Raw genomic sequence first — 24215 nt, 5'->3', positions numbered from 1 at the left:
CTCTGCTTTTGCTGTAGCCCCAGCGCTATCGCATGGCGCTCCATCTCGCTCAGTTGTTCGTAGGTGTTCTTTGTCATGGGAGTCTCAATTCTGAAGGGGGGTTGCACTTCAGATTTGAGGCCGCCAATGGCCAGAGGCCGATTTGGCTTGTATTTTGTCGATCAGTCGTTGACCAGCCGCGCCTTCACCGCCTTGCCCTTCACGCGCCCCTGGTTCAGCCGCTGCGCGGCCTGTTCGGCGATGGCGCGGTCCACGGCCACGTAGGTGGAGAAGTCGTTGACGTTGATCTTGCCGACCTGCTCGCGGGTGTAGCCCATCTCGCCCGTCAGCGCGCCCAGCACGTCGCCCGCGCGGATCTTCTCCTTGCGGCCGCCGACGATCTGGATGGTCGCCATGGGCGGCACCAGCGGGCCGCTGCCCGTGGGCGTGAGTTCGGCCAGCGCGTGCCAGCGCGACTCGCGGCCCTGCAGTTGCTCGATGCGGCCCACGTAGCCCATCTCGTTCAGGCTGGCGAGGTTGAGCGCCAGCCCCTCGGCGTCGCCCCGGCCCGTGCGGCCGATGCGGTGGACGTGGACCTCGGGGTCGGGCGTCACATCGACATTGATGACGGCGGCCAGGTTGGCGATGTCCAGCCCGCGCGCGGCCACGTCGGTGGCGACGAGCACCGAGCAGCTCCTGTTGGCAAAGCGCACCAGCACCTGGTCGCGCTCGCGCTGCTCCAGCTCGCCGTACAGCGCCAGGGCGCTGAAACCCTGCGCCTGCAGCACGGCGACCAGGTCGCGGCACTGCTGCTTGGTGTTGCAGAACGCAATGGACGATTCGGGCCGGAAGTGGGCCAGCAGCTGCGACACGGCGTGCAGGCGCTCGCCGTCCTTCACCTCGTACCAGCGCTGGGCGATCTTGGCCTCGGCATGCTGGGCCTGCACGGTGATCTGCTGGGGGTTCTTCATGAACCGCGTGGCGAGCTGCGCTATTGCCAAGGGGTAGGTGGCGGAGAACAGCAGGGTCTGGCGGGCCGAAGGGCATTGGCTGGCCACGCGGGCGATGTCGTCGAAGAAGCCCATGTCCAGCATGCGGTCGGCCTCGTCCAGCACCAGGGTGTTCAGGGCGTCGAGGCGGAGGTTGCCGCGCTCCAGGTGGTCGAGCACGCGGCCCGGCGTGCCCACGACGATGTGCGCGCCGTGCTCCAGGCTCTGCGCCTGGCCGCGCAGGGGCACGCCGCCGCACAGGGTGACGAGCTTGACGTTCTCCTCGGCGCGCGCCAGGCGGCGGATCTCGGCGCTCACCTGGTCGGCCAGCTCGCGCGTGGGGCACAGCACCAGGGCCTGGACGGCAAAGCGGCGCGCGTTCAAATTCGCCAGCAGCGCCAGGGCGAAGGCGGCCGTCTTGCCGCTGCCGGTGCTGGCCTGGGCGATCAGGTCCCGGCCCAGCAGCGCCGGGGGCAGGCTGGCGGCCTGGATGGGGGTCATCTGCAGGTAGCCCAGCTGCTGCAGGTTGGCGAGCATGGCGGGGCCGAGGTCCAGCGCGGCGAAGTCCGTGCTGGCGGGGGTCGGGGAGGTGGTCATCGCGCGATTATCCGGCTGGGGTATCCCCCCGCGCGAACCCCGGGCGGATCGGCTATAACCCCAGCGCAATCTCCAGGGCGGGACATGCCAGATTCAACCAATGCAGCCAATTCCCCGGTCCAGGAATCCAGCGATTCGCTGCTGCGCCTGATCGCCGATTCGGTGCCCGCGCAGATGGCGTACTTCGCCCACCCCGGCCTGGAGTGCCGGTTCGCCAACCAGCTGTACGCGACCATGAACGGCCGCACCCCCGAGGCCGTCCTGGGCCTGACGGTGCAGGAGATCGTGGGCCGCCAGTCCTGGCTCACCATCGAGCCCTACGTGGAGCGCGCCGCGCGGGGCGAGCGCGTGACGTACATGCGCGAGCAGGCCCTGCCCAACGGCGAGACGCGGATGATCGAGGCCCACCTGATCCCGCACATCGACAGCGGCGGGCGGCAGCTCGGCTCGTTCGTGCTGATCACCGACATCACCGAGCGCTGGCGTGCGGAGCGCACCGTACGCCAGAGCGAGGAGCGCATGCGCAAGTTCGCCGAGGCCACGCAGGAGGCCATCGTGTTCCACCGCGACGGCATCATCAGCGACGGCAACGAGGCGCTGTGCCGCCTCACGGGCTACCCGCTGCACGAGATGCTGGGCCTGCCCATTTTCAACTTCGCCAACCCCGAGTGGCGCCCCGTCGCGCTCGAATACACCCGGCAGGGCCGCGAGGACCCCTACGAGATCACCATCCGCCACAAGGACGGGCACAGCATCCCCGTCGAGGTGGTCGGCAAGACCATGCCCGCGCACAGCGCGGACTACCGCATGGTGCTGGTGCGCGACATCACGGCGCGCCGCCAGGCGCAGGAGCGCGAGGCGTTCATCACCCTGCACGACACGCTCACGCAGCTGCCCAACCGCCACTTCCTGATGGAGCAGCTGGCGCAGGTGCTGGTGCTGGTGCGCCGCCGCCGGGGCCAGGCGGCGGTGCTGTTCGTCAACCTGGACCACTTCAAGTCCGTGAACGACTCGCTGGGCCACCATGCCGGTGACCAGCTGCTGTGCGACGTGGCCGAGCGGCTGCGCCAGGGCGTGCGCGACGCCGACGTGGTGGCGCGCGTGGGCGGCGACGAGTTCGTGGTGGTGCTCACCGGCGTGCAAGGCGGCGATGACGCCGCCGCCGTGGCCGACGGGCTGCTGGCCTCGATGCACGAGGCTTTCACCGTGGAGCAGCAGCCGCTGACCGTCTCGCCCTCGATCGGCATCAGCCTGTTCCCGCAGGACGGCGGCACCGCCGACGCGCTGCTGCGCTGCGCCGACGCGGCCATGCACCACGCCAAGGCCAGCGGGCGCGGCCGCCGCCAGTTCTACGAGCCCGGCATGGACCAGCAGGCCCAGGAGGTGCTGCACCGCGAGCGCCTGCTGCGCGACGCCATCGCCCAGGGCGCGTTCGTGCTGCACTACCAGCCGCAGGTGCGGCTGGCCGACGGCGGGCTCGAAGGCTTCGAGGCCCTGGTGCGCTGGCGCCAGCCCGACAGCAGCCTGGTGGGGCCGGACGACTTCATCGGCTTCGCCGAATCGCGCGGGCTCATCTCGGCCATCGGTCGCTGGGTGCTGCGCGAAGCCTGCCGCCAGTTGAAGGCGTGGCACGACGCGGGCCTGCCCCCGGTGCCGGTGGCGGTGAACCTGTCGGCGCTGGAGTTCCGCCAGCGCGACATCGCCACCGAAGTCGCCGCCGTGCTGACCGAGACGGGCCTGGCGCCGCGCTTTCTGGAGATCGAGCTGACCGAAAGCGTGCTCATGCACCACGGCCCGCAGATGCTGGAGACGCTGGCCGCGCTGCAGCGCCTGGGCGTGGGCATCTCCATCGACGACTTCGGCACCGGCTACTCGTCGCTGGCCTACCTCAAGCGCTACCCGATCGACAAGCTCAAGATCGACCGCTCCTTCGTGATGGACGTGCCGGGCAACACCGACGACGTGGCCATCGTCACCGCCATCGTGCAGATGGGCCGCAGCCTGCAGCTGCGCACCGTGGCCGAGGGCGTGGAGACCGAGGCCCAGCGCGCGCTGCTGCAGTCCCTGGGCTGCGACCTGATCCAGGGACGCATCGAGTCCATGCCGCTGGACGCCGAGGCCGCCCGCAGCCGCCTGCAGCGCGGCTGAACGGCGGATTTCCCCCTCGCCAAGCCCGGGGTGATCCGCTATAAGGAGGCCATGGGCTCCCCCGCCTACGATCCGCTCGACCTGTCGCACCCGTCCCATGGCGATGCGCAGTTGCGGCTCATGGCCGACTCCATGCCCGTGCCGCTGGCCTACTACGAAGCCACCGGCCTGCGCTGCGTGTTCGCCAGCCAGCGCTACACGCGCTACATCGGCCAACCGATGCAGGACGCCATCGGCAAGACCGCGCGCGAGCACCTGGGCGAGGCCACGTGGCAGGCCATCCAGCCCCACCTGGAGCGCACCTTGCGTGGCGAGCGCGTGCAGTACACGCGCGAGCACACACGCAGCGACGGCGAGGCCCGCATGATGGAGATCCGCCTCATCCCGCACTTCGCGCCGGACCCGGGCGCGCAGCAGGCGCCACTGCTGGGCGTGTTCGCCCTCATCAACGACATCACCCACCACTGGGAGGCCGAGCGCCGCGTGCGGCAGAGCGAGGAACGCATGCGCAAGTTCGCCGCCGCGACCGAGGAGGGCATCGTCCTGCACCGGGGCGGCGTCATCATCGACGCCAACGAGGCGCTGCAGCGCCTTCTCGGCCACCCGCTGGACGAGATCGCCGGGCGCCGCGTCCTCGACTTCATATCGCCCGAGCACCACGACACCGTGCGCGAGTACAGCCGCCAGGAGCGCGAGACTCCCTACGAAATCACCCTGCGCCACAGGGCAGGCCACGCCATCCCCGTCGAAGCCATTGCCAAGACCATGCCGCAGACCGGCGCCGACTACCGCGTGGTGGTGGTGCGCGACATCACGGCGCGGCGCCAGGCCATCGAGCGCGAGAACTTCCTGGCCCTGCACGACCCGCTCACGCAACTGCCCAACCGCCACCACCTGACGCTGCTGCTCACGCGCCTGCTGGCCGAGGCGCAGCAGGCGCACCGCCCACTGGCCGTGCTGTTCATCGACGTGGACCATTTCAAGACCGTGAACGAATCGCTGGGCCACGGCGCCGGCGACGCCGTGCTGCGCGAGGCCGCCCGGCGCCTGCGGGACGGCCTGCGCCCCACGGACTTTCTCTGCCGCGTGGGCGGCGACCAGTTCGTGGCCCTGTTGCCCGACACCCCTGACCGCAGCGCCGCAGCGCGCACGACCGAGGCGCTGCGCGCGCGCCTGGGCGCGGCCTACACGCTCGGCGGCGTGCCGCTGGCGCTGTCGGCATCCACGGGCATCTGCCTGTTCCCCGAGGACGGCTACGCCCCCGACGAGCTGCTGCGCCACGCCACCACGGCCATGCACCACGCCAAGGAGAGCGAGCGCGGCGCGCACGCCTTCTACGCGCCGGGCATGGAAGGGCGGCCCGCCGACCTGCTGCACCTGGAGCACCAGTTGCGCGAGGCCATCTTCCACGAAGCCTTCGAGCTGCACTACCAGCCCCAGGTGCGCGTGGACACGGGCGCGCTGGTCGGCTTCGAGGCCCTGGTGCGCTGGCGCCACCCCGAGCGCGGCCTGGTGGGGCCCGACGCCTTCATCCCCCTGGCCGAATCGCGCGGCCTCATCTCGCCCATCGGCCGCTGGGTGCTGCGCGAAGCCTGCCGCCAGACCAGGGCCTGGCACGACGCGGGGCTGCCGCGCGTGCCCGTGGCGGTCAACCTGTCGGCCATCGAATTCCGCCAGCGCGACGTGGCGGGCGACATCGCCGCCGTGCTGCGGCAAACCGGCCTGGAGCCCCGCTACCTGGACGTGGAGATCACCGAGTCGGCCCTGATGCAGCAGCCCGGCCAGGCCCGCGCCACGCTGCAGGCGCTGCGCGACCTGGGCGTGCTCGTCACCGTGGACGACTTCGGCACCGGCTACTCGTCGCTGGCCTACCTCAAGCGCTACCCCATCGACCGGCTCAAGGTGGACCGCTCCTTCGTCACCGACACGCCCGCCGACAGCGACGACGTGGCCATCGTCACCGCCATCATCCAGCTCGCCCACAGCCTGCAACTGCAGGCCGTGGCCGAGGGCGTGGAAACCTCCGAGCAACTGGCGCTGCTGCGCCGCCTGGGCTGCGACCTGGCGCAGGGCTACCTCATCTCGCGCCCCATGGACGCGGCCGCGGCCCGGCGCTGGCTGGAAGACAACCATACGCATTCATCACCCCCCACGCCCCCATGACCCTATCTCCCGCCTTCGACGGCCAGGCCCTGGCCGACGCCCTGTTCCGCCTGCTGCGCCTGAAGACCACCCCCATCGGCATGAAGCTCTACGAGCGCGTGGAGGACATGCAGGCCGTTCCCAAAATCCGCCGCCCCGGCGCAGTCCACACCACCGACCAGATCGTCGGCCAGGCCGCGCGGCTGGGCTTTACCGTGGGCATCACGGCGGACGACCTGGTCGGCCCCCAATGCAGCACGGTGCTGGGCCTTGCGCCGCGCGACGAGGAATGGCTGACGGGCAAGCCGTTCGCGGGCGTGTGGTTCGCCACCGAGGCGGACGCCGCCGCGCACCAGCGCGCCATGCACTGCGTGCCCCATGGCCGCTACCGCGCCATGGCCGTGTCGCCCCTCGCGTCGGGGCGGCTGGGCGAGCCCGACATCTGCCTCGTGTATGCCAACCCGGCGCAGATGATTTTGCTCATCAACGGCCTGCAATGGGCGGGCTACCAAAAGCTCGAATGGGGCGCCGTGGGCGAATCGGCCTGCGCCGACTCCTGGGGCCGCGCGCTCGCCACCGGCGAGCCCAGCCTGGCCCTGCCCTGCTTTCCCGAGCGGCGCTACGGCGGCGTGCCGGACGACGAGCTGCTGATGGCCCTGAAACCCGCGCAACTGACCCAGGCCATCGACGGCCTCACGCACCTGGCGGGCAACGGGCTGCGCTACCCCATCCCGCCCTACGGCGTGCAGAACGACGTGCGCGCGGGGCTCGCGGTGAGCTACGGCAGCAAGCCCGTCTGATGTCATCGCCGGCATGGACAATAGCCCCATGCCACTCATTCCCGACTTCATCGCCCCCAGCCGCCACGCCGACCCTGCCGACGCCCTGGCCCAGGTGCAGCGCATCTATAACCAGCAGATCGGCCACCTGCGCGACGCCATGCAGCGCTTCGTGGCGGGCGAGACGCCGCCGAGCCCCGTGCGCGCCTTCTACCCGTTCGTGCGCGTACACACCGCCACCGTGGCGCGCAACGACACCAAGCTGGCCTACGGCTTCGTCGAGGGCCCGGGCCGCTACGAGACCACGCTGACGCGCCCCGACCTGTTCGCCCACTACTACGCCGAGCAGTTCCGCCTGCTGCGCGCCAGCCACGGCGTGGAGCTGGAAGTGGGCACCAGCGCCCAACCCATTCCCATCCACTTCTCGTTCGCCGAGCACGACCACATCGAGGGCACGCTCACGCCCGAGCGCCGCATGCTCATGCGCGACGTGTTCGACCTGCCCGACCTGGAGTCCATGGACGACGGCATCGCCAACGGCACCTGGCAGCCCCGCCCCGGCGACCCGCAGCCGCTGTCGCTGTTCACCGCGCCGCGCGTGGATTACTCGCTGCACCGCCTGCGCCACTACACCGGCACCCAGCCCGAGTGGTTCCAGAACTTCGTGCTGTTCACCAACTACCAGTTCTACATCGACGAGTTCGTGCGCCTGGGACATGCCGAGATGGCCAAGGAGGACAGCGAATACGTCGCCTTCATCGAGCCGGGCAACGTGGTCACGCGCCGCACGGGCCTGGCCGCCGAGCCGGGCGACGACCTCGGCGCCGCCCCGCCGCGCCTGCCGCAGATGCCCGCCTACCACCTGGTGCGCGCCGACCGCAGCGGCATCACCATGGTCAACATCGGCGTCGGCCCGGCCAACGCCAAGACCATCACCGACCACATCGCCGTGCTGCGCCCCCACGCCTGGATGATGCTGGGCCACTGCGCGGGCCTGCGCAACAGCCAGCAGCTCGGCGACTACGTGCTGGCCCACGCCTACGTGCGCGAGGACCACGTGCTCGACGAGGAGCTGCCGCTGTGGGTGCCCATCCCGGCGCTGGCCGAGATCCAGCTCGCGCTGCAGCAGGCCGTGGCCGACGTGACGCAGATCGGCGGCGCGGACCTGAAGCGCGTGATGCGCACCGGCACCGTCGCCAGCACCGACAACCGCAACTGGGAGCTGCTGCCCGACAACCTGCCCCAGCGCCGCTTCAGCCAGAGCCGCGCCGTGGCGCTGGACATGGAGTCGGCCACCATCGCCGCCAACGGCTTTCGCTTTCGCGTGCCCTACGGCACCCTGCTGTGCGTCTCCGACAAGCCCCTGCACGGCGAGATCAAGCTGCCCGGCATGGCCAACCACTTCTACCGCGAGCGCGTGGATCAGCACCTGCGCATCGGCATGCGCGCCATCGACATCCTGCGCGCGGGCGGCGTGGACCGCCTGCACAGCCGCAAGCTGCGCAGCTTCGCCGAGGTGGCGTTCCAGTAAACGCCCTTTTGCGCACCGATGCCGCTGGACTTCCTCACGCTCATGGCCGTCATGGCGGCCAACCTGTTCATGGTGTCGGCGGTGCTGCCGCTCATCATGGGCCGCGACGTGAGCCGCGCCGCACGGGCCGCGCAGGCCGCCTTGCTGCTGCAGGCCGTGGCCTGGGCGGCGTTCATCGCCTCCGCCGTGTTCTGGGACCAGGCCCTGTCCACCCTGGCCGTGGCCTGCCACGCAGTGGCGCAGTGGGCGCTGTACCGCGCGCTCGAAGAATGGCTGGGCCCGCGCCCGCTGCGCTGGCCGCTGCTGGCGCTGGTGGTGCTGGCCCCTCTGGGCTACGGGCTGGGCTACGGCCACTACGCCTGGCGCGTGGGCTGGTCCAACAGCCTGCTGGCGGTCATCCTGTGCATCGTGGCGCGCGCCACGCTGTACCCGCGCACCCCCGCCAGCCTGCGCTGGCGCAGCGTGCTGCTGGGCTGCCTGCTGGCCATGGCCGCCTTCACGCTGGCGCGCGGGCTTCTGGGCGCGTTCACCGACCAGTACCCGAGCTTCCACACGCCACACCCGGTCAACCTGGCCGCCGGGCTGGCGGCCAACGTCAGCCTCATGCTCAGCGCCGTGGCCCTGCTGGTAGCCTGGCGCTCCGAGGCCGAGCAGAAGTTGCGCGCGCTGGCCATGACCGATGCCCTCACCGGCGTGCTCAACCGGCGCGGCTTCACCGGCCAGGGCGAGGGCCTGATCGCCCACGCCGCGCGCCACGGCCTGCCGCTCACCGCCTTGATGCTGGACCTGGACCATTTCAAGCAGGTCAACGACACCCACGGCCACGGCACCGGCGACCGCGCGCTCAAGCTCTTTGCGCGGCTGCTGAACGACACCTGCCGCAGCGGCGACCTCATCGGCCGCCTGGGCGGCGAGGAGTTCGGCGTGCTGATGCTGCACAGCGCCGCACCCACCGTCGATTCGTTCGACCGCCGCCTGCGACGGCGCCTGCGCGACGCCAGCCTGGCCGAGCTGGGCTTCGCACTGAACTACAGCGCTGGCGTGGCCGCGCTCGCCCCGCAGGAAACGAGCCTGGCCGCGCTGCTGGCGCGCGCCGACGCCGCCCTGTACGAAGCCAAGTCCGCGCGCGGCTGCCTGGTGGCCGCGCCCTGAACCCGGCGCTGCGACACCGCATTAGCTATCAAAAACATAGCTATCAGCGCTTGTCCATCAAGCGCTACAGGCCATTTTTACCAAAATCTTCAGGCTGCCGCCGCACGCAGCAGGTCCACGGCCTTTTCGGCAATCATCACCGTGGGCGCGTTGGTGTTGCCGCTGACGATGCGCGGCATGATGGATGCGTCCACCACGCGCAGGCCTTGCAGGCCGTGTACGCGCAGCTCGGCATCCACCACGTCCATCGGCCCGGGCCCCATGCGGCAGCTGCCCACGGGGTGGTAGATGGTGTCGGCGTACTGGCGGATGAACTGCTCGATCTCCTCGTCCGTGCGCGCGTTGCGCGAGGACTCCAGCTCCTTGGCGCCGTATTGCGCCAGCGCGGGCTGCGAGAGGATTTCGCGCAGGCGCTTGAAGCCGCGCACCATGCGGCGCATGTCGTCGGGGTCGGCCAGGAAGGCCGGGTCCACCAGGGGCAGGTCCAGCGGGTTGCTGCTGGCCAGTTGCACGCTGCCCCGGCTCTTGGGCTGCAGCACGCACACGTGGCCCGAGTAGCCGTGGCCGAACACCGTCTTGCGGCCATGGTCCACCAGCTTGCCGACCACGAAGTGCAGTTGCAGGTCGGGCACGGGCTCGCTCGGGTCGCTCTTGATGAAGCCGCCCGCCTCGGCAAAGTTGGTGGTCAGCATGCCGGTGCGGTGCCGACGCCATTCGAGCATGCCGCGCGCGGTGCGCGCCATGCCGGTGAGCGACAGGCCGAACAGGTCGGTGAGGTCTGGCGCGTCGAGCACCTGCACCACGTCCGGGTGGTCGTGCAGGTGCGCGCCCACGCCGGGCAGGTCGTGCAGCACGGCGATGCCGTGGCGCTGCAGCTGCGCGCCCGGCCCCACGCCCGAGAGCATGAGCAGCTGCGGCGAGAGGATGGCGCCCGCGCTCAGCAGCACCTCGCGCGCGGCCTTGACCTGGTGCAGCGCCCCGCCCTGGCGGTATTCCACGCCCACGGCGCGCTTGCCGTCGAACAGGATGCGCGTGGCGTGCGCGCCGGTGACGACCTGCAGGTTGGGCCGCGACAGGTGCGGCGTGAGGTAGCCCTTGGCCGCGCTGTGGCGCTCGCCGTTCTTGTGCGTGACCTGGTACAGGCCCACGCCTTCTTGCAGCGCGCCGTTGAAGTCGCGGTTGTGCGGGTGGCCCGCCTGCACGCCCGCCTCGGTGAACAACTGGCTGAAGCGGTGGGGCGAGCGCAAGTCGGCCACGTTCAGCGGGCCGCCCTGGCCGTGCCAAGGGTCGGCGCCGCGCTCGTTGTTCTCGGCGCGGATGAAGTACGGTTTCACGTCGTTCCAGCCCCAGCCGGGGTTGCCCTGCGCAGCCCAGTGGTCGTAGTCGGCGTGCTGGCCGCGTATATAGACCATGGCGTTGATGGAGCTGGATCCCCCCAGCACCTTGCCGCGCGGCTGGTAGCCCCGGCGGTTGTTCAGCGCGGGCTGGGGCGTGGTGTTCAGGCCCCAGCCGTTCAGCTCGAACTTCGCCATCACGGCCAGGCCCGCAGGGCAGTGGATGAAGACGCTGCTGTCGGCAGGGCCCGCTTCGAGCAGGCACACGCGCACGGCGGGGTCTTCGGAAAGGCGCCCGGCGAGCACGCTGCCTGCGGAGCCGCCGCCGATGATGATGTAGTCGAACATGATGGGTTGTCTCGGGTGTTGTTGTCTCCCGCCGCACCTTAACGCGGGCGACGTACCATTGGCGGCATCCCCTCCACTTTAAAGAAAGCTCTCTATATGACGATCACCACCGTCGGCATCATCGGCGCAGGCACCATGGGCAACGGCATCGCGCAGGCGTGTGCGGTGGCGGGCATCGGCGTGGTGATGGTGGACATCTCCGACGCCGCCGTGCAAAAAGGCATCGCCACCGTGGCGGGCAGCCTGGACCGCCTCATCAAGAAGGAAAAGATCACCGCCGCCGACAAGGACGCGGCCCTGGTGCGCATCCAGGGTTCCACGAGCTACGACGACCTGAAGGCCGCGCAGATCGTGATAGAGGCCGCCACCGAGAACTACGAGCTGAAGCTGAAAATCCTCAAGCAGGTGGACGCGCTGGTGGCGCCCGAGGTGATCCTGGCCTCCAACACCTCGTCCATCTCCATCACCAAGCTGGCGACCGCCACGTCGCGCGCCGACCGCTTCATCGGCATGCACTTCTTCAACCCCGTGCCGATGATGGCGCTGGTGGAGATCATCCGCGGCCTGCAGACCAGCGACGCGACGCACGACGCCGTGAAGGCCCTGGCCGAGCGCCTGGGCAAGAGCCCCATCACCGTGAAGAACGCGCCGGGCTTCGTGGTCAACCGCATCCTGGTGCCCATGATCAACGAAGCCTTCTTCGTGCTGGCCGAGGGCCTGGCGACGCCCGAGGACATCGACGCGGGCATGAAGCTCGGCTGCAACCAGCCCATCGGCCCGCTGGCCCTGGCCGACATGATCGGCCTGGACGTGTGCCTGGCGGTGATGGATGTCTATCTGGCCGAGTTCGGCGACAGCAAGTACCGCGCCTGCCCGCTGCTCAAGGAGATGGTGGCCGCGGGCCGCCTGGGCCGCAAGACGGGCCGGGGCGTTTACAGCTATTGATTACCCCTTGTTCAGGCGGCTGGAGTCGAACCCCACCCGCACCGCGCCCCAGTGCCGGCCGCCGATCATCACCGGCATGGAGAGGTCGTTGACGACCTCGCCCGTGTCGCGCAGGTAGGTCTGGAACAAAAACGGCTGGGTGTTGCGCGCCAGCCTGGCGCCCACGGGGTCGTCGAAGATGCGCTTGTGGCGGGTGCGGACCAGGTCCACGTCGCGGTCGCCCGTGGGCGGCTGCGAGAACTTCTGGTTGTGCGCCGGGGCGTAGCCCTTGTTGTCCACGGCCAGGGCGTAGGCGCAGCCGTCCAGCGTGCGCAGCAGGCGGTCGAAGATGGCCTGCAGCGCCTGCTCCACGGCACTGTCGTACGCGGTGGTGTAGCGCGGCGGGTCGCTGTGGGGAATGCGCTGGTAGTTCTGGTCGAACACGTCGATGCCGCGCGCGGCCTGCTGCGACAGGTAGGCCGTGACCTCGCGGCGCAGGGCCTCGGTGGCCTCGGCCAGCGCGTCGAATGCCGTGTCGCCGGTGCGGAATTCGGCCAGCACCGCCTGGCTCTCCTCGGTGGCCTGCCGCACGGCGTCCACGCGCTGCGAGGCCGTGACCATGGCCTCGCCCGCCTCGCGCGCGGCGGCGGCCACGGTGGCGATCTTGCCGTCCATTGCCTGGTTGATGGCGTCCAGGGACTGCATGGCCGACGCCATCTCGCGCACCGTCGCCGTCATGCGTTCAAAGTCCTGCACGAAGGTCTTGAACTGCTGCGCGGTTCCCGCGATTTCCTGCGTGGACAGGTGTACGCCGTCGTGAATGCCCCGCGTGGCGGCCGTCGTGGACTCCACCAGCTCGCCCATCTCGGCGCTCTTGTGGTTGATCTTGGCCGTCTCCTCGTTCACGAGCTGGGCCAGCCGCCGGATTTCGCCCGCCACCACGGCAAAGCCCCGGCCCGCCGCCCCCGCGCGCGCGGCCTCGATGGCGGCGTTGACGGCCAGCAGGTTGGTCTGCTGCGCGATGGACTGGATGATGCCGCCGAACTCGCCAATCGACTGCGAATGCGCGGCCAGCTGCTCCACCGTGCGGGTGAAGCCGTCGGCCTGCGCCTGGATCTCGCGCATGCGGTTTTCCAGCCGGGCCAGCTCGTCCATGGCCTGCAGGGCGCTGGCCAGGTTGCGCTGGGACGTGTCGGCAATGTCGATGGTGCCGCTGTTCACCGCCGTGGAGAGCTCGCGGACCTGGCCCGATGCCTGGGCCAGCTCGGTGGCGTCCTGGTGCTGCTGGCGTGCCTTGGCCAGCGACAGGTCCACGTCCTTGCGCAGCCGGGCGGCGTTGATGGCGGTGCGGATGCTGCCGTCGCGCGCGCTGACCACCAGGTCGCGCAGGCGCCCGCGCACGGCCATGTTTTTCTGCGTGGGCCGACCCGCCCAGCGCCCCAGAGCGCGCAACCATTCGAACATGTTGTCTCCCCGGCAGATTGCCATGGCCCCGAATTTACATCCTGCAACCATTTCCGACCGGGAACATGCGGGGTTCAAGGGTTTTTTGCACTATTGAATTGCACACAATTAAATTGCTCGATATAATTTGTGCCATGCCCCACGCCAATAACGCCGCCACCGCCAGCCCCGCCGCGCTGCAGTTGGACAACCAGGTCTGCTTTGCGCTGTATTCCGCGTCGCTGGCGATGACCAAGCTGTACAAGCCCCTGCTCGACGCCATCGGCCTTACCTACCCGCAGTACCTCGCCATGCTGGTGCTGTGGGAGCGCGACGGCCTGGCCGTGTCCGAGCTGGGCGAGCGCCTGTTCCTCGACTCCGGCACGCTCACGCCGCTGCTCAAGCGCCTGCAGGCGCAGGGCCTGATCGCCCGGCTGCGCGACGTGCAGGACGAGCGCCGCGTGCGCATCACCCTCACCCCGGCAGGCCGCGCGCTGCGCGATGCGGCCGAGCGCATTCCGCCCTGCGTGCTGGAAAGCAGCCAATGCACCATCCCCGAGCTGACGGCGCTCACCGCCGAACTCCAGCGGCTGCGCGACCGGCTCGCGCAGCGCTGATCCCCTTCCCCCCAACGCCCGGCAGCGGGCACCCACCACCGAAGGAAAACACCATGACGCAACTCGAAAAAGTCCTGTACACCGCCCGCGCCCACGTGACCGGCGGGCGCGACGGCGCCGCCAAGACCGATGACGGTCGCTTGGACGTGAAGCTCTCCCCGCCCGGCACGCCCGGCACCGGCACCAACCCCGAGCAGTTGTTCGCCTCGGGCTACGCGGCCTGCTTCATCGGCGCCATGAAGGCCGTGGGCGGCAAGATCGGCATCGCCGTGCCGCAGGACGTGTCCATAGCCGCCGAGGTGGACCTGGGCCCCATCCCCAACGCCTACGGCATCGCCGCGCGCCTGAAGGTCAGCCTGCCCGGGCTGGACCAGGCCACGGCCCAGAAGCTGGTGGACGCCGCCCACCAGGTCTGCCCCTACTCCAACGCCACGCGCGGCAACATCGACGTGACCATCACGCTGGCCTGATACTCCTGAAATCATAGCTGCTAGTGCTTGCTGCATAAGCGCTGGTGGCCTATTTCATTCAAAACCCACGGGGCCCGGCCTCGGCCCCGTCGGGCGACGGCGACAATCGGGCATGACCGTGCCAGACAACGCCCACCCCTACGCCGCCCTCACCCCCGACGCCGTGCTCGACGCACTGGCCAGCGTGGGCCTGTACGGCGACGGGCGCCTGATGGCCTTGTCGTCCTACGAGAACCGCGTCTATCAGGTCACGCTGGAAGACGGCCAGCGCGTGGTCGCCAAGTTCTACCGGCCCGGGCGCTGGAGCGAGGCGCAAATCCTGGAAGAACACGCCTTCGCCGCAGAGCTGATGGCCGCCGAGGTGCCCGCCGTCGGCCCGCTGGCGCTGCAAGGCCGCACGCTGCATGCGCAGGGCGGCTTCGCGTTCTCGGTCAGCCCCTGGCGCGGCGGGCGCCAGCCCGAGCTGGACGACTTCGAGGTGCTGGAATGGATCGGTCGCTTCCTGGCCCGCATCCACACCGTGGGCGCCGCCCGGCCCTTCGTCCAGCGGCCCGCGCTGGACCTGCACAGCTTCGGCACGGCATCGCGCGACTGGCTGCTGGCGCACGACATCATCCCGCTGGACGTGCAGGCCGCCTGGAAGACGCAGTGCGATATTGCTCTGAAATTAATAGCTGATAGTGCTTATGGGGAAAGCGCTGCAGGCACTTTTGGCTTGAAGGATGCCGCCCCCATCCGCCTGCACGGCGACTGCCACCCCGGCAACATCCTCTGGACGCCGCTGGACGAATTCGGCCGTGGCGGCCCGCACTTCGTGGACCTGGACGACGCGCGCACCGGCCCGGCCGTGCAGGATTTGTGGATGCTGCTGTCGGGCGAGCGGCGCCAGCGCGCCCAGCAGCTGGGCGCGCTGCTGGACGGCTACGAGCAGCTGCGCAGCTTCGACCGGCGCGAGCTGGCGCTGATCGAGCCGCTGCGCACGCTGCGCCTCATCCACTACAGCGCCTGGCTGGCGCGGCGCTGGCAGGACCCGATCTTCCCGGCCAACTTTCCGTGGTTCGGCAGCAGCGACTACTGGCGCGGGCAGGTGGACATGCTGGTGGAGCAGATCGAGGCCATGCAGGAGCCGCCCCTGCCCGCGTGAGGAGTTTTGCAAACGATTGTCACGGCCTGCGCGCAGGGGCTGTATGTGGGGCAGTATCGGCGCCTCACACATCTTTACGCGCCTTTTTTCCGCTGCCCCGACCACCATGCGCATCGCTGTCCTGGACGACGATCCCATTTTGCTGGACCTGCTCAAAGCCACGCTGGAGCGGCACCAGCACGTGTGCCACGCCTACGCCAGCGGCAGCGCCCTGCTCAAGGACTTGCGGCACGAGACTTTCGACCTGCTGATGGTGGACTGGCACCTGCCCGACATGGAAGGCACCCAGGTCGTGCGCACCGCCCGGCAGATGGCCGGGCCCAACGTGCCGGTGCTGTTCATCACCCGCCGCAGCGACGAGCGCGACGTGATCGAGGCCCTGTCCAGCGGGGCGGACGACTTCATGTCCAAGCCGCTGCGCATGGGCGAGCTGGTGGCCCGCATATCGGCGCTGCTGCGCCGCGCCTTCCCCGAGGCCATGGGGTCGCGCCTGGTGTTCGGCACCTACCATTTCGACGAGGGCAAGCGCTCGCTGACCGTGCGCGGCGAGCCGGTCGAGCTCAAGAACCGCGAGTACGAGCTGGCCTTGTTCATGTTCCGCAACGCGGGCCGCCTGCTGTCGCGCGCGCACCTGCGCGAAGCGGTGTGGGGCGTCGTCGTTGACAAAGGGCCCTCGCGCTCGCTCGACACCCACATCTCGCGCCTGCGCACCAAGCTGGCGCTGACCGAAGCCAACGGCTACACCATCTCGTCCATCTATGGCATGGGCTACCGGCTGGATGCGGTCGATACCGGCGCCGACACCACTGGCGGCGGCAGCACCCACACCCACACCACCTCGGCCACAAGCCTTTTGCCCATCCGCAGCCACAGCAAAATGGGCACCAGCGTCGGCAGCACCAGCGAACCCGCCTGGTAGCTGTACACGGTCGGCTCCCTCTGCCGACACTCCCTGTGCAGCAGGCGAACGTCAAGCCGCGCGGCCATACTCCGTCAGCAAGCGCCGACCTTTCGCACAAGGCGACTGGCGATGCGCCCCGTTGTGGGTGTCATCACGGCCCCTTTCTTCCTTCGACCGAGGACCCGCAAGCCATGATGCACGGCCTGAACTTCTCCCACTGGCGCCTGACGGCCAAGATCGTGTTCCTGGTGGCCCTGATGGGGGCGATCTCGGTGGTGATCGCGGTGTATTCCATGGGCCAGATGCGCAGCATCGACGGGCAGTACGCCGCGCTGATCGACAAGGAGGCGCAGGGCGCGCTGCACGTCAGCGACGCGGCGCTGCTGCTCACGGAGTCGAGCCGGCTGGTGTACGCGGTGCTCGCGGCGCAGGAGGAGACAGCCATGCGCGCGGAACTCGCGTCGCTGGAGCGGCTGCAGGGCCAGTTCCATGGCCGCATCGCCGACGCGCTGGCGCTGATGCCGGACGAGGCGGCGCCGCTCTCGTCCATCCGCCAGCGGGCGGACACGTCCTTCCTGCTGGCGCGGCGCATCGTCGAGGCGGCGGCGCGCTGGCGCGGGGACCGGGCGCTGCAGATCATCCACGACGAGTTCGAGCCCGTGCTGCACGCCCTGCAGCAGGAGATGCGGCAGCTGCGCGAGCGCTCGGTGACGGGCTTTCGGCAGTCCTCGCTGGCGCTGGGCCGCACCACGCGCACCACGCTGGTGGCGACGGCGCTGGCCGGCGGGCTGGGGCTGGTGTTCGTGATCGCGCTGTCGGCCTGGGTGGGCGTACACCAGATCTCGCGGCCCATCACGCGGCTCACGCACAGCATGCAGCAGTTGACGCAGCGGGCCTACGACGCCGTGGTGCAGGGCACCGGGCGGCGCGACGAGGTGGGCACCATGGCGCAGGCGCTGCAGGTGTTCAAGGACAGCATGCAGCGCGCCGACCGCCTGGCGCTGGAGGTGGTGGAGCGCGAGCACCAGCAGCAGATCCTGGCCCTGGCCAAGGAGGCCGCCGAGCGCACGGCGGAAGAAAAGGCCGAGTTCCTGGCGATGATGAGCCACGAGATCCGCACGCCGCTGAACGCCATCCTGGGCCTGACGCAACTGGCGCTGAAGGAGCGGCTGGACGCCGCGCAGCGCGAGCGCGTGGAGAAGATGCACCGCGCGGGCCGCCACCTGCTCGCCGTGATCAACGACATCCTGGATTTTTCGAAGGTGGACGGCGGCCACCTGGTGCTGGAGTCCACCAGCTTCCAGCCGCGCCAGCTCATGGCCGACGCTGCCGACCTGTTCGCCGAAAGAGCGCAGGCCAAGGGCCTGGCGCTGCACGTGGAGGTGGACAGCGACGTGCCGCCCGTGGTCTGGGGCGACCCGCACCGCGTGGGCCAGATCCTCATCAACTACGTCAACAACGCCCTCAAGTTCACCGCGCAGGGCCAGGTGCGCATCCACCTGCAGCTCGCGGGCGAGGACGCGCAGGGCCTGCTGCTGCGCGGCGCCGTGCGCGACACGGGCATCGGCCTCACGACCGTGGAGCAGGGCCGGCTGTTCCAGGCCTTCCACCAGGCCGACGCCTCGATCACGCGGCGCTTTGGCGGCACGGGGCTGGGGCTGGCGATCTCGCGCAAGCTGGCGCAGCTCATGGGCGGGGAGGTGGGCGTCTCCAGCACGGCGGGCGAAGGCAGCACCTTCTGGTTCACCGCGCGCGTGCAGCGCAGCGCCACGGCGCAGGACAGTGGCGCGCCCATGCAACCGCGCGCCGCCGCCCCGCAAGCAGCGCTGCGCGGCCTGCGCGTGCTGCTGGTGGACGACAACGCGCTGAACCGGCTGGTCGCCGCCGGGCTGCTGGAGGCCGGGGGCCTGCGCGTGGACCAGGCGGACAGCGGCGCCGCCGCCATCGAGCGGCTGCAGGCCGCACCCGACGGCACCTACGCCGCCGTGCTCATGGACATGCAGATGCCGGTGATGGACGGCCTCACCGCCGCCCGCGCGCTGCGCGCAACGCCGCGCTTCGCGCGCCTGCCCATCATCGCCATGACGGCCAACGCCACGCCGCGCGACATCGAGCGCACGCGCGAGGCGGGCATGGACGACCACCTGACCAAGCCGGTGCTGGAGAGCGTGCTGTGGGCCACGCTGTCGCGCTGGCTGGCGCCGGGCGCCGGGCCTGCGACGCCGCGCCACATACCGGCGGCCATCGAGCTGAACGCGCCGCGCGGGGAGCGCCTTGACTTCGACCCGTCGTTTCTCGACGAGATGCGCCAGTCGCTGCCGCCAGCGCGGCTGCAAAGCCTGCTGGGCATGTTCGAGCAGGACTGCCTGGACCGGCTGCAGCGCATGGACCAGGCCGCCGCCGCGAGCGACCTGGAGCGCCTGCGCAAAGAGGCGCACGACCTGGGCGGCACGGTGGGCAGCTTCGGGCTGCAGCGCCTGGGCGAAGTGGCCCAGACGCTGGAGACGGCCATCAAGCAAGGGGAGAACGCGCAGGACCTGGGCCCGCTGCTGCAGGAGCTGCGCGATTGCGCCCTGCGCAGCCTGGATGCGCTGCGCGCCGCGCACGGCGGCGCGCAGGTTTAGCTATACAAACAATAGCTGCTTGCGCTTTCTGGATAAGCGCTGGAGGCCGATTTGACCATTATTTTCTCTGCTCACACCAGCAGCGCATTCACCCGCCGCACGTAGGCCGCCGGGTCGTCGGGCAGGCCGCCTTCGGCCAGCAGGGCCTGGTCGAACAGGATGTGGGCCAGGTCGTGGAAATGCACGCTGCCGTCGAGCTTCTTGACCAGGGCGTGTTCGGCGTTCACTTCGAGCACGGGCTTGGTCTCGGGCGCCTGCTGGCCCGCCTGCTTGAGCAGGCGCGCGAGCTGGGTGCTCATGCCGTCGTCCTGCACCACCAGGCAGGCGGGGGAGTCCACCAGGCGCGTGGTCACGCGCACGTCCTCGGCCTTGTCCTTCAGGGCTTCTTTCAGCTTGGCGAGCACGGGCTTGAAAGCCTCGGCGGCTTCCTCTGCGGCCTTCTTCTCGGCCTCGTCCTGCAGCTTGCCCAAATCCACCGCGCCCTTGGCGACGCTTTGCAGCGGCGTGCCGTCGAACTCGTGCAGGTAGTTCAGCGCCCACTCGTCCACACGGTCGGTCATCAGCAGCACCTCGATGCCCTTCTTCTTGAAGACTTCGAGCTGCGGGCTGTTCCTGGCCGCCGCCAGCGTGTCGGCGGTGATGTAGTAGATGGCCTCCTGGCCGTCCTTCATGCGCGCCTTGTAGTCGGCAAAGCCCACGCTCACCGTGTCGCTGGCGGTGCTGGCAAAGCGCAGCAGCTTGGCCAGGCGCTCGCGGTTGGCGAAGTCTTCGCCCAGGCCCTCTTTCAGCACCGCGCCGAACTCGCTGTAAAACGCGGTGTACTTGCCTTCCTTGGCCTTGTCCTCGTCGCTCACCACGTCGGTTACACCCTCGGCATCGGTGGCCGACTCATGCTTGTCGTGCTTGGCCAGGTCTTCCAGCATGCTCAGAACGCGCTTGGTGCTGCCTTCGCGGATGGCGCGCACGTCGCGGCTTTCCTGCAGCAGCTCGCGGCTCACGTTCAGCGGCAGGTCGGCCGAGTCGATCACGCCCTTGACGAAGCGCAGGTAGGTGGGCATCAGCGCCTCGGCGTCGTCCATGATGAACACGCGCTTGACGTAGAGCTTCACGCCCGCCTTCTTGTCGCGGTTCCACAGATCGAACGGCGCCTTGGCGGGGATGTAGAGCAGTTGCGTGTACTCGGTGTTGCCCTCCACGCGGTTGTGCGCCCAGGTCAGCGGGGCCTCGTGGTCGTGGCTGATGGCCTTGTAGAAGTCGGCGTACTGCGCGTCGGTGATGTCCTTCTTGGGGCGCGTCCACAGGGCGCTGGCCTTGTTGACGGTTTCCCACTCGCCCGTCTTGACCATGCCGCCGGGCTCGCCTTCCTTCTCGCCCTCTTTCCACTCCTCTTTTTCCATGAGGATGGGCAGGCTGATGTGGTCGGAGTATTTGGCGATGACCTGCTTGAGCTTCCAGGCGTTCAGGTACTCCCCGGCGTCGTCGCGCAGGTGCAGGATGATGCTGGTGCCGCGCTGGGCGCGGGTGATGGTCTCGACCTCGAAGTCGCCCGTGCCGCTGCTGGTCCAGCGCACGCCTTCTTCAGCCTTGAGGCCCGCGTGGCGCGACTCGACGGTGATCCTGTCGGCCACGATGAAGCCCGAGTAGAAGCCCACGCCGAACTGGCCGATGAGCTGCGCGTCCGCCTTCTGGTCGCCCGAGAGCTTGGTCATGAAGTCCTTGGTGCCGCTCTTGGCGATGGTGCCCAGGTGGTCTATGGCCTCCTGCTGGCTCATGCCGATGCCGTTGTCGGTGATGGTGAGCGTCTTGGCGGCCTTGTCGAAGCTCACGCGCACTTCGAGGTTGGGCGCGTCCTCGTACAAGGCGTTGTTGTTCAGCGCCTCGAAGCGCAGCTTGTCGCAGGCGTCCGATGCGTTGGAGATCAGCTCGCGCAAAAAGATTTCCTGGTTGGAATACAGCGAGTGCGTGACGAGGTGCAGCAGCTGGGCGACCTCGGCCTGGAACGACAGGGTTTGTTTCGTGCTCATGGTGTTCTGGTGTGTAGGTACGGAAAAAAGCCCGCGCAGCGCCGTGAAGCGCTTGCGCGGGCTCATGTGGGGGCGGTCAGCGGGGTTTCAAGTCTCGGCGGTGATGCGCCGCACCAGCGTCTGCATCAGCAGGTCGGCCTTGTCGTTGGGTACCTGGCAGGTGCCCGCCGCCGCATGGCCGCCGCCGCCGAACTCCAGCATCAGGTTGCCCACGTGGACCCGGCTGCTGCGGTCCAGGATGGACTTGCCGGTGGCGAACGCCGTGTTCTGCTTCTGCAGCCCCCACACCACGTGGATGGAGATGTTGCAGTCCGGGAACAGCGCATAGATCATGAAGCGGTTGGTGGCCCAGATGACCTCCTCGTCGCGCAAATCCAGCACCACCAGCTTGCCGATGCGGATGGCGCAGCGCAGGATCTGCTCGCGCGCCTTGGGCGCGTGCTCGCGGTACAGGGCGATGCGCTCCTGCACGTCGGGCAGCGCCAGGATCTGGTCGATGCTGTGGTCGCGGCAGTACTTGATCAGGTCCATCATCAGCGCGTAGTTGCTGATGCGGAAGTCGCGAAAGCGCCCCAGGCCCGTGCGCGAATCCATCAGGTAGTTCAGCAGCACCCAGCCCTGGGGGTCGAGGATGTCCTCGCGCGAGTACTGGGCCGAGTCGGCCTGGTCCACGGCGGCCATCATCTCGTCGGTGATGCGCGGGAACGCGGCCTTGCCGCCGTAGTAGTTATAGACCACGCGCGCCGCCGAGGGGGCATGCGCGTCGATGACGTGGTTCTCGTCGCGCCGCCCGGAGTTGCGCACCATCTCGGACTCGTGGTGGTCGAACACCAGGTGCGCGCCCGGCACGTAGGGCAGGTTGGTGGTGATGTCGCGGTCGGTGATGGGCACCTTGCCGTCCTGCATGTCCTTGGGGTGGACGAAGGTGATCTCGTCGATGAGGTCCAGCTCGTTGAGCAGCACGGCGCAGACCAGGCCGTCGAAGTCGCTGCGGGTCACCAGGCGGTATTTCTTCAGGTCGCTCACGAGCGTCTCCTTGTTACAAGCGGCATATCGTAGCGGAGCAGCGACAACAACGGCACCCCTGTTCCGTCCGAGTCAGAACCGCTCGTTGGGCCCCAGGTAGCGCCACTGCCCCACCGGCAGGCTGCCCAGCGCGATGCGGCCGATGCGGATGCGCTTGAGCCCCACCACCTTCAGGCCCACCAGCTCGCACATGCGGCGGATCTGGCGCTTCTTGCCCTCGGTGAGCACGAAGCGCAGCTGCTCGGGGTTCTGCCAGTCCACCTGGGCGGGCTTGAGCGGCTGGCCGTCCAGCGACAGGCCGTGGCGCAGGCGCGCGAGCTGCTCGCGCGGGAAGGCGGCCTGCACGTCCGTGGCGACGCCGCCGTACTCCACGCGCACCAGGTATTCCTTGTCCACCAGGGAGTCCTCGCCGATGAGCTGGCGCGCGATGCGCCCGTCCTGCGTGAGCACCAGCAGGCCCACGGAGTCGATGTCCAGCCGCCCGCAGGGCGCGAGGCCCCGCAGCTGCTGCGGCGAAAAGCGGGTGCGGCTGGCGTCGCCCTGCCAGTGGGTGCGCGGGTTGACCAGCGCCACGGCGGGCGTGTGCCCGTCCTCGGCCTGGCCGCTCACGTAGCCCATGGGCTTGTTCAGCAAGATGGTGACGCGCTGCCCCTGCTGGCCCTGGGCGGCCTGGTCCACCTCGATGCGGTCCGTGGGGGCCACCTGCACGCCCATGGCCGCCACCTGGCCGTTGACCCGGACCCAGCCCCGGGCGATCCAGTCGTCCGCCTCGCGCCGCGAGCACAGGCCCAGCTCGGCCATGCGCTTGTTCAGGCGCGAGGTGGCCGCCGGGGCGGGCCTGGCGGGGGCGGGAACGGGTACGGGGGCAGCGGCGGGCTGGGCCGGGCGGCGCAGCACCGGGCGGGCGGGACGGGGGGCGGGCGGCGGCATGGTGGCGCGTATTGTCGCCGCTGGCCTACCGCTCTTGCAGCGCGAAGACGCTGAAGCGCAGCGCCGCCAGGTCCAGCACGCGCAGGCCGCCGTATTCCACGCGGATGGCGCCCTGGGCCTGCAGCGCCGCCAGGGCCTCGTTCACCCGCTGGCGCGACAGGCCCACCAGGTAGGCCAGCTCCTGCTGCGTGATGCGCAGCACCTCGCCCACGCCGGGGTAGAGCACGGGGTTGAACAGCGCCGCCAGGCTGCGCGCCACGCGCACGTCGGGGCTGCCCAGGCGGTCGATCTCGCGGGCGGCGATGAACTGGCCCAGGCGCTCGTTGAGCTGGTTCATCACGAAGCGGTTGAAGCCGATGGAGTGGTCCAGCAGCCAGTGGAAGGTGTCGATGGGCAGGCCCGCCACCACGCTCTTGCGCAGCGCCTGGATGTTGTAGCGGTAGGGCTCGCGCTTCAAGGCCGTGCCCTCGCCGAACCAGCCGCCGGGCGGCACGCCGGACAAGGTCATGGTCTGGCCCTGGGCGCTGTCGCTGCTCATCTTGAGCAAGCCCTCCACCAGGCCGAACCAGTAGGTCACGGGCCTGCCCACGCGGCACACGTAGTCACCCGCCTTGGCGTCGCCCACCAGCAGCGCTGCCACGGCGCGCTCGCGCTCGCCCGGGCGCAGCGCGGCCAGCCAGGGAATGCCCTCCAGCTCCTCGGCCGTGGGCGGGCGGCGCCGCTGATGCAGGGACAGGTCTTGGTTCATGAAACGCACCAATTGCTCTTATTTCAATAGCTGTTTGTGCTTGCTGCATAAGCGCTAGAGGCCAATTTGGCTTGAAATCCAATCATTGCGACGCCACGGCGTAGCGCAGGCCCTGGAACGACCACACGGTGCGGCCCGGCTCGATGCGCTCCAGCCGCAGGCCGGGCGCGGCCTCGTCGCCCTCGTGCAGCACCTGGCCGTTGACGATGGCCATGCGGTAGGCCGGGTTGTTGGAATGCGTGGCGCCCGAGATCTTGAGCGCGGGCAGCTGCGCGCGCACGGCGTCGGGCAGGTCGGCCTGGGATGGCGCCACGCCGGGCGCTGGCGCCGCAGCCGAGGCCCGGGGTGCGGGCGGGGCTGCCGCT

At 69.5% G+C, this 24215-nt stretch carries 19 protein-coding genes; 11 read left to right on the top strand and 8 right to left on the bottom strand.

What is annotated here, in order from left to right; genetic code table 11:
- Nucleotides 1–161 precede the first annotated feature (161 nt).
- Complete coding sequence (dbpA, locus tag QM569_RS07935; RefSeq protein WP_414986691.1) at nt 162–1565, bottom strand: ATP-dependent RNA helicase DbpA; 1404 nt, start codon at nt 1563–1565, stop codon at nt 162–164.
- An 84-nt stretch (nt 1566–1649) separates the two neighbouring features.
- Here dbpA and QM569_RS07930 point away from each other — a divergent pair, with 84 nt between their 5' ends.
- Genes QM569_RS07930 through QM569_RS07910 form a run of 5 tightly spaced genes read left to right on the top strand, consistent with a single transcriptional unit; the run spans nt 1650 to nt 9317 of the window.
- Nucleotides 1650–3713 (top strand): putative bifunctional diguanylate cyclase/phosphodiesterase, encoded by a 2064-nt coding sequence (locus QM569_RS07930; protein WP_414986690.1) that lies wholly within the window; start codon nt 1650–1652, stop codon nt 3711–3713.
- A gap of 51 nt (nt 3714–3764) precedes the next feature.
- On the top strand, nt 3765–5876 hold the full coding sequence (locus QM569_RS07925; RefSeq protein WP_414986692.1) for a putative bifunctional diguanylate cyclase/phosphodiesterase: 2112 nt from the start codon (nt 3765–3767) through the stop codon (nt 5874–5876).
- On the top strand, nt 5873–6655 hold the full coding sequence (locus QM569_RS07920; RefSeq protein WP_414986689.1) for a DUF169 domain-containing protein: 783 nt from the start codon (nt 5873–5875) through the stop codon (nt 6653–6655). The genes QM569_RS07925 and QM569_RS07920 overlap by 4 nt, the downstream gene beginning before the upstream one ends.
- A gap of 28 nt (nt 6656–6683) precedes the next feature.
- The gene (locus QM569_RS07915) at nt 6684–8165 is read left to right on the top strand and encodes an AMP nucleosidase (protein WP_414986688.1); all 1482 of its coding nucleotides are present in this window, start codon (nt 6684–6686) and stop codon (nt 8163–8165) included.
- Nucleotides 8166–8183: 18 nt separating this feature from the next.
- Nucleotides 8184–9317 carry a GGDEF domain-containing protein gene (locus QM569_RS07910; RefSeq protein ID WP_414986687.1) on the top strand — a complete coding sequence of 378 codons (1134 nt, stop codon included), beginning with the start codon at nt 8184–8186 and terminating at the stop codon, nt 9315–9317.
- Nucleotides 9318–9406: 89 nt separating this feature from the next.
- Here the strand turns inward: QM569_RS07910 and QM569_RS07905 are convergent, their stop codons facing one another.
- Nucleotides 9407–10999 (bottom strand): GMC family oxidoreductase, encoded by a 1593-nt coding sequence (locus tag QM569_RS07905; protein WP_414986686.1) that lies wholly within the window; start codon nt 10997–10999, stop codon nt 9407–9409.
- Nucleotides 11000–11095: 96 nt separating this feature from the next.
- Here QM569_RS07905 and QM569_RS07900 point away from each other — a divergent pair, with 96 nt between their 5' ends.
- Entirely contained in the window at nt 11096–11944 is an 849-nt protein-coding gene (locus tag QM569_RS07900) for a 3-hydroxybutyryl-CoA dehydrogenase (protein WP_414986685.1), read from the top strand.
- Here the strand turns inward: QM569_RS07900 and QM569_RS07895 are convergent, their stop codons facing one another.
- Nucleotides 11945–13387 (bottom strand): methyl-accepting chemotaxis protein, encoded by a 1443-nt coding sequence (locus tag QM569_RS07895; protein WP_414986684.1) that lies wholly within the window; start codon nt 13385–13387, stop codon nt 11945–11947.
- A 134-nt stretch (nt 13388–13521) separates the two neighbouring features.
- Between QM569_RS07895 and QM569_RS07890 the strand changes: the two genes are divergently transcribed.
- The 5 genes from QM569_RS07890 (at nt 13522) to QM569_RS07870 (ending at nt 19122) form a co-directional block, all read left to right on the top strand.
- A complete protein-coding gene (locus QM569_RS07890; protein WP_414986683.1) occupies nt 13522–13983 on the top strand; it encodes a MarR family winged helix-turn-helix transcriptional regulator in 462 nt (153 codons plus the stop codon).
- 53 nt (nt 13984–14036) lie between these two features.
- Nucleotides 14037–14453: an organic hydroperoxide resistance protein gene (locus QM569_RS07885; protein WP_414986682.1), complete on the top strand. Its 417-nt coding sequence runs from the start codon at nt 14037–14039 to the stop codon at nt 14451–14453.
- A gap of 112 nt (nt 14454–14565) precedes the next feature.
- Complete coding sequence (locus QM569_RS07880; protein WP_414986681.1) at nt 14566–15597, top strand: serine/threonine protein kinase; 1032 nt, start codon at nt 14566–14568, stop codon at nt 15595–15597.
- Nucleotides 15598–15703: 106 nt separating this feature from the next.
- The gene (locus tag QM569_RS07875; protein WP_414986680.1) at nt 15704–16516 is read left to right on the top strand and encodes a response regulator transcription factor; all 813 of its coding nucleotides are present in this window, start codon (nt 15704–15706) and stop codon (nt 16514–16516) included.
- A gap of 173 nt (nt 16517–16689) precedes the next feature.
- Nucleotides 16690–19122 (top strand): ATP-binding protein, encoded by a 2433-nt coding sequence (locus QM569_RS07870; RefSeq protein WP_414986679.1) that lies wholly within the window; start codon nt 16690–16692, stop codon nt 19120–19122.
- A 71-nt stretch (nt 19123–19193) separates the two neighbouring features.
- Here the strand turns inward: QM569_RS07870 and htpG are convergent, their stop codons facing one another.
- The 5 genes from htpG to QM569_RS07845 form a co-directional block, all read right to left on the bottom strand.
- On the bottom strand, nt 19194–21146 hold the full coding sequence (gene htpG / locus QM569_RS07865) for a molecular chaperone HtpG (protein WP_414986678.1): 1953 nt from the start codon (nt 21144–21146) through the stop codon (nt 19194–19196).
- Between the two features lie 87 nt (nt 21147–21233).
- Nucleotides 21234–22172, bottom strand: a complete 939-nt coding sequence (locus QM569_RS07860) for an exopolyphosphatase (RefSeq protein ID WP_414986677.1) — start codon at nt 22170–22172, stop codon at nt 21234–21236.
- A 72-nt stretch (nt 22173–22244) separates the two neighbouring features.
- Nucleotides 22245–23102, bottom strand: a complete 858-nt coding sequence (locus QM569_RS07855; RefSeq protein WP_414986676.1) for a pseudouridine synthase — start codon at nt 23100–23102, stop codon at nt 22245–22247.
- 25 nt (nt 23103–23127) lie between these two features.
- A complete protein-coding gene (locus QM569_RS07850; RefSeq protein WP_414986675.1) occupies nt 23128–23850 on the bottom strand; it encodes a Crp/Fnr family transcriptional regulator in 723 nt (240 codons plus the stop codon).
- Between the two features lie 82 nt (nt 23851–23932).
- Nucleotides 23933–24215 (bottom strand): general secretion pathway protein GspB (locus QM569_RS07845; RefSeq protein WP_414986674.1); only part of this gene is annotated, 283 nt, incomplete at its 5' end.

Origin of the sequence: Acidovorax sp. (assembly GCF_047607405.1) — a bacterium.
Lineage (GTDB): Bacteria > Pseudomonadota > Gammaproteobacteria > Burkholderiales > Burkholderiaceae_C > Acidovorax.
Note: the sequence above shows the minus strand (reverse complement) of the source record. Positions and strands in the feature narration are given on the sequence as shown.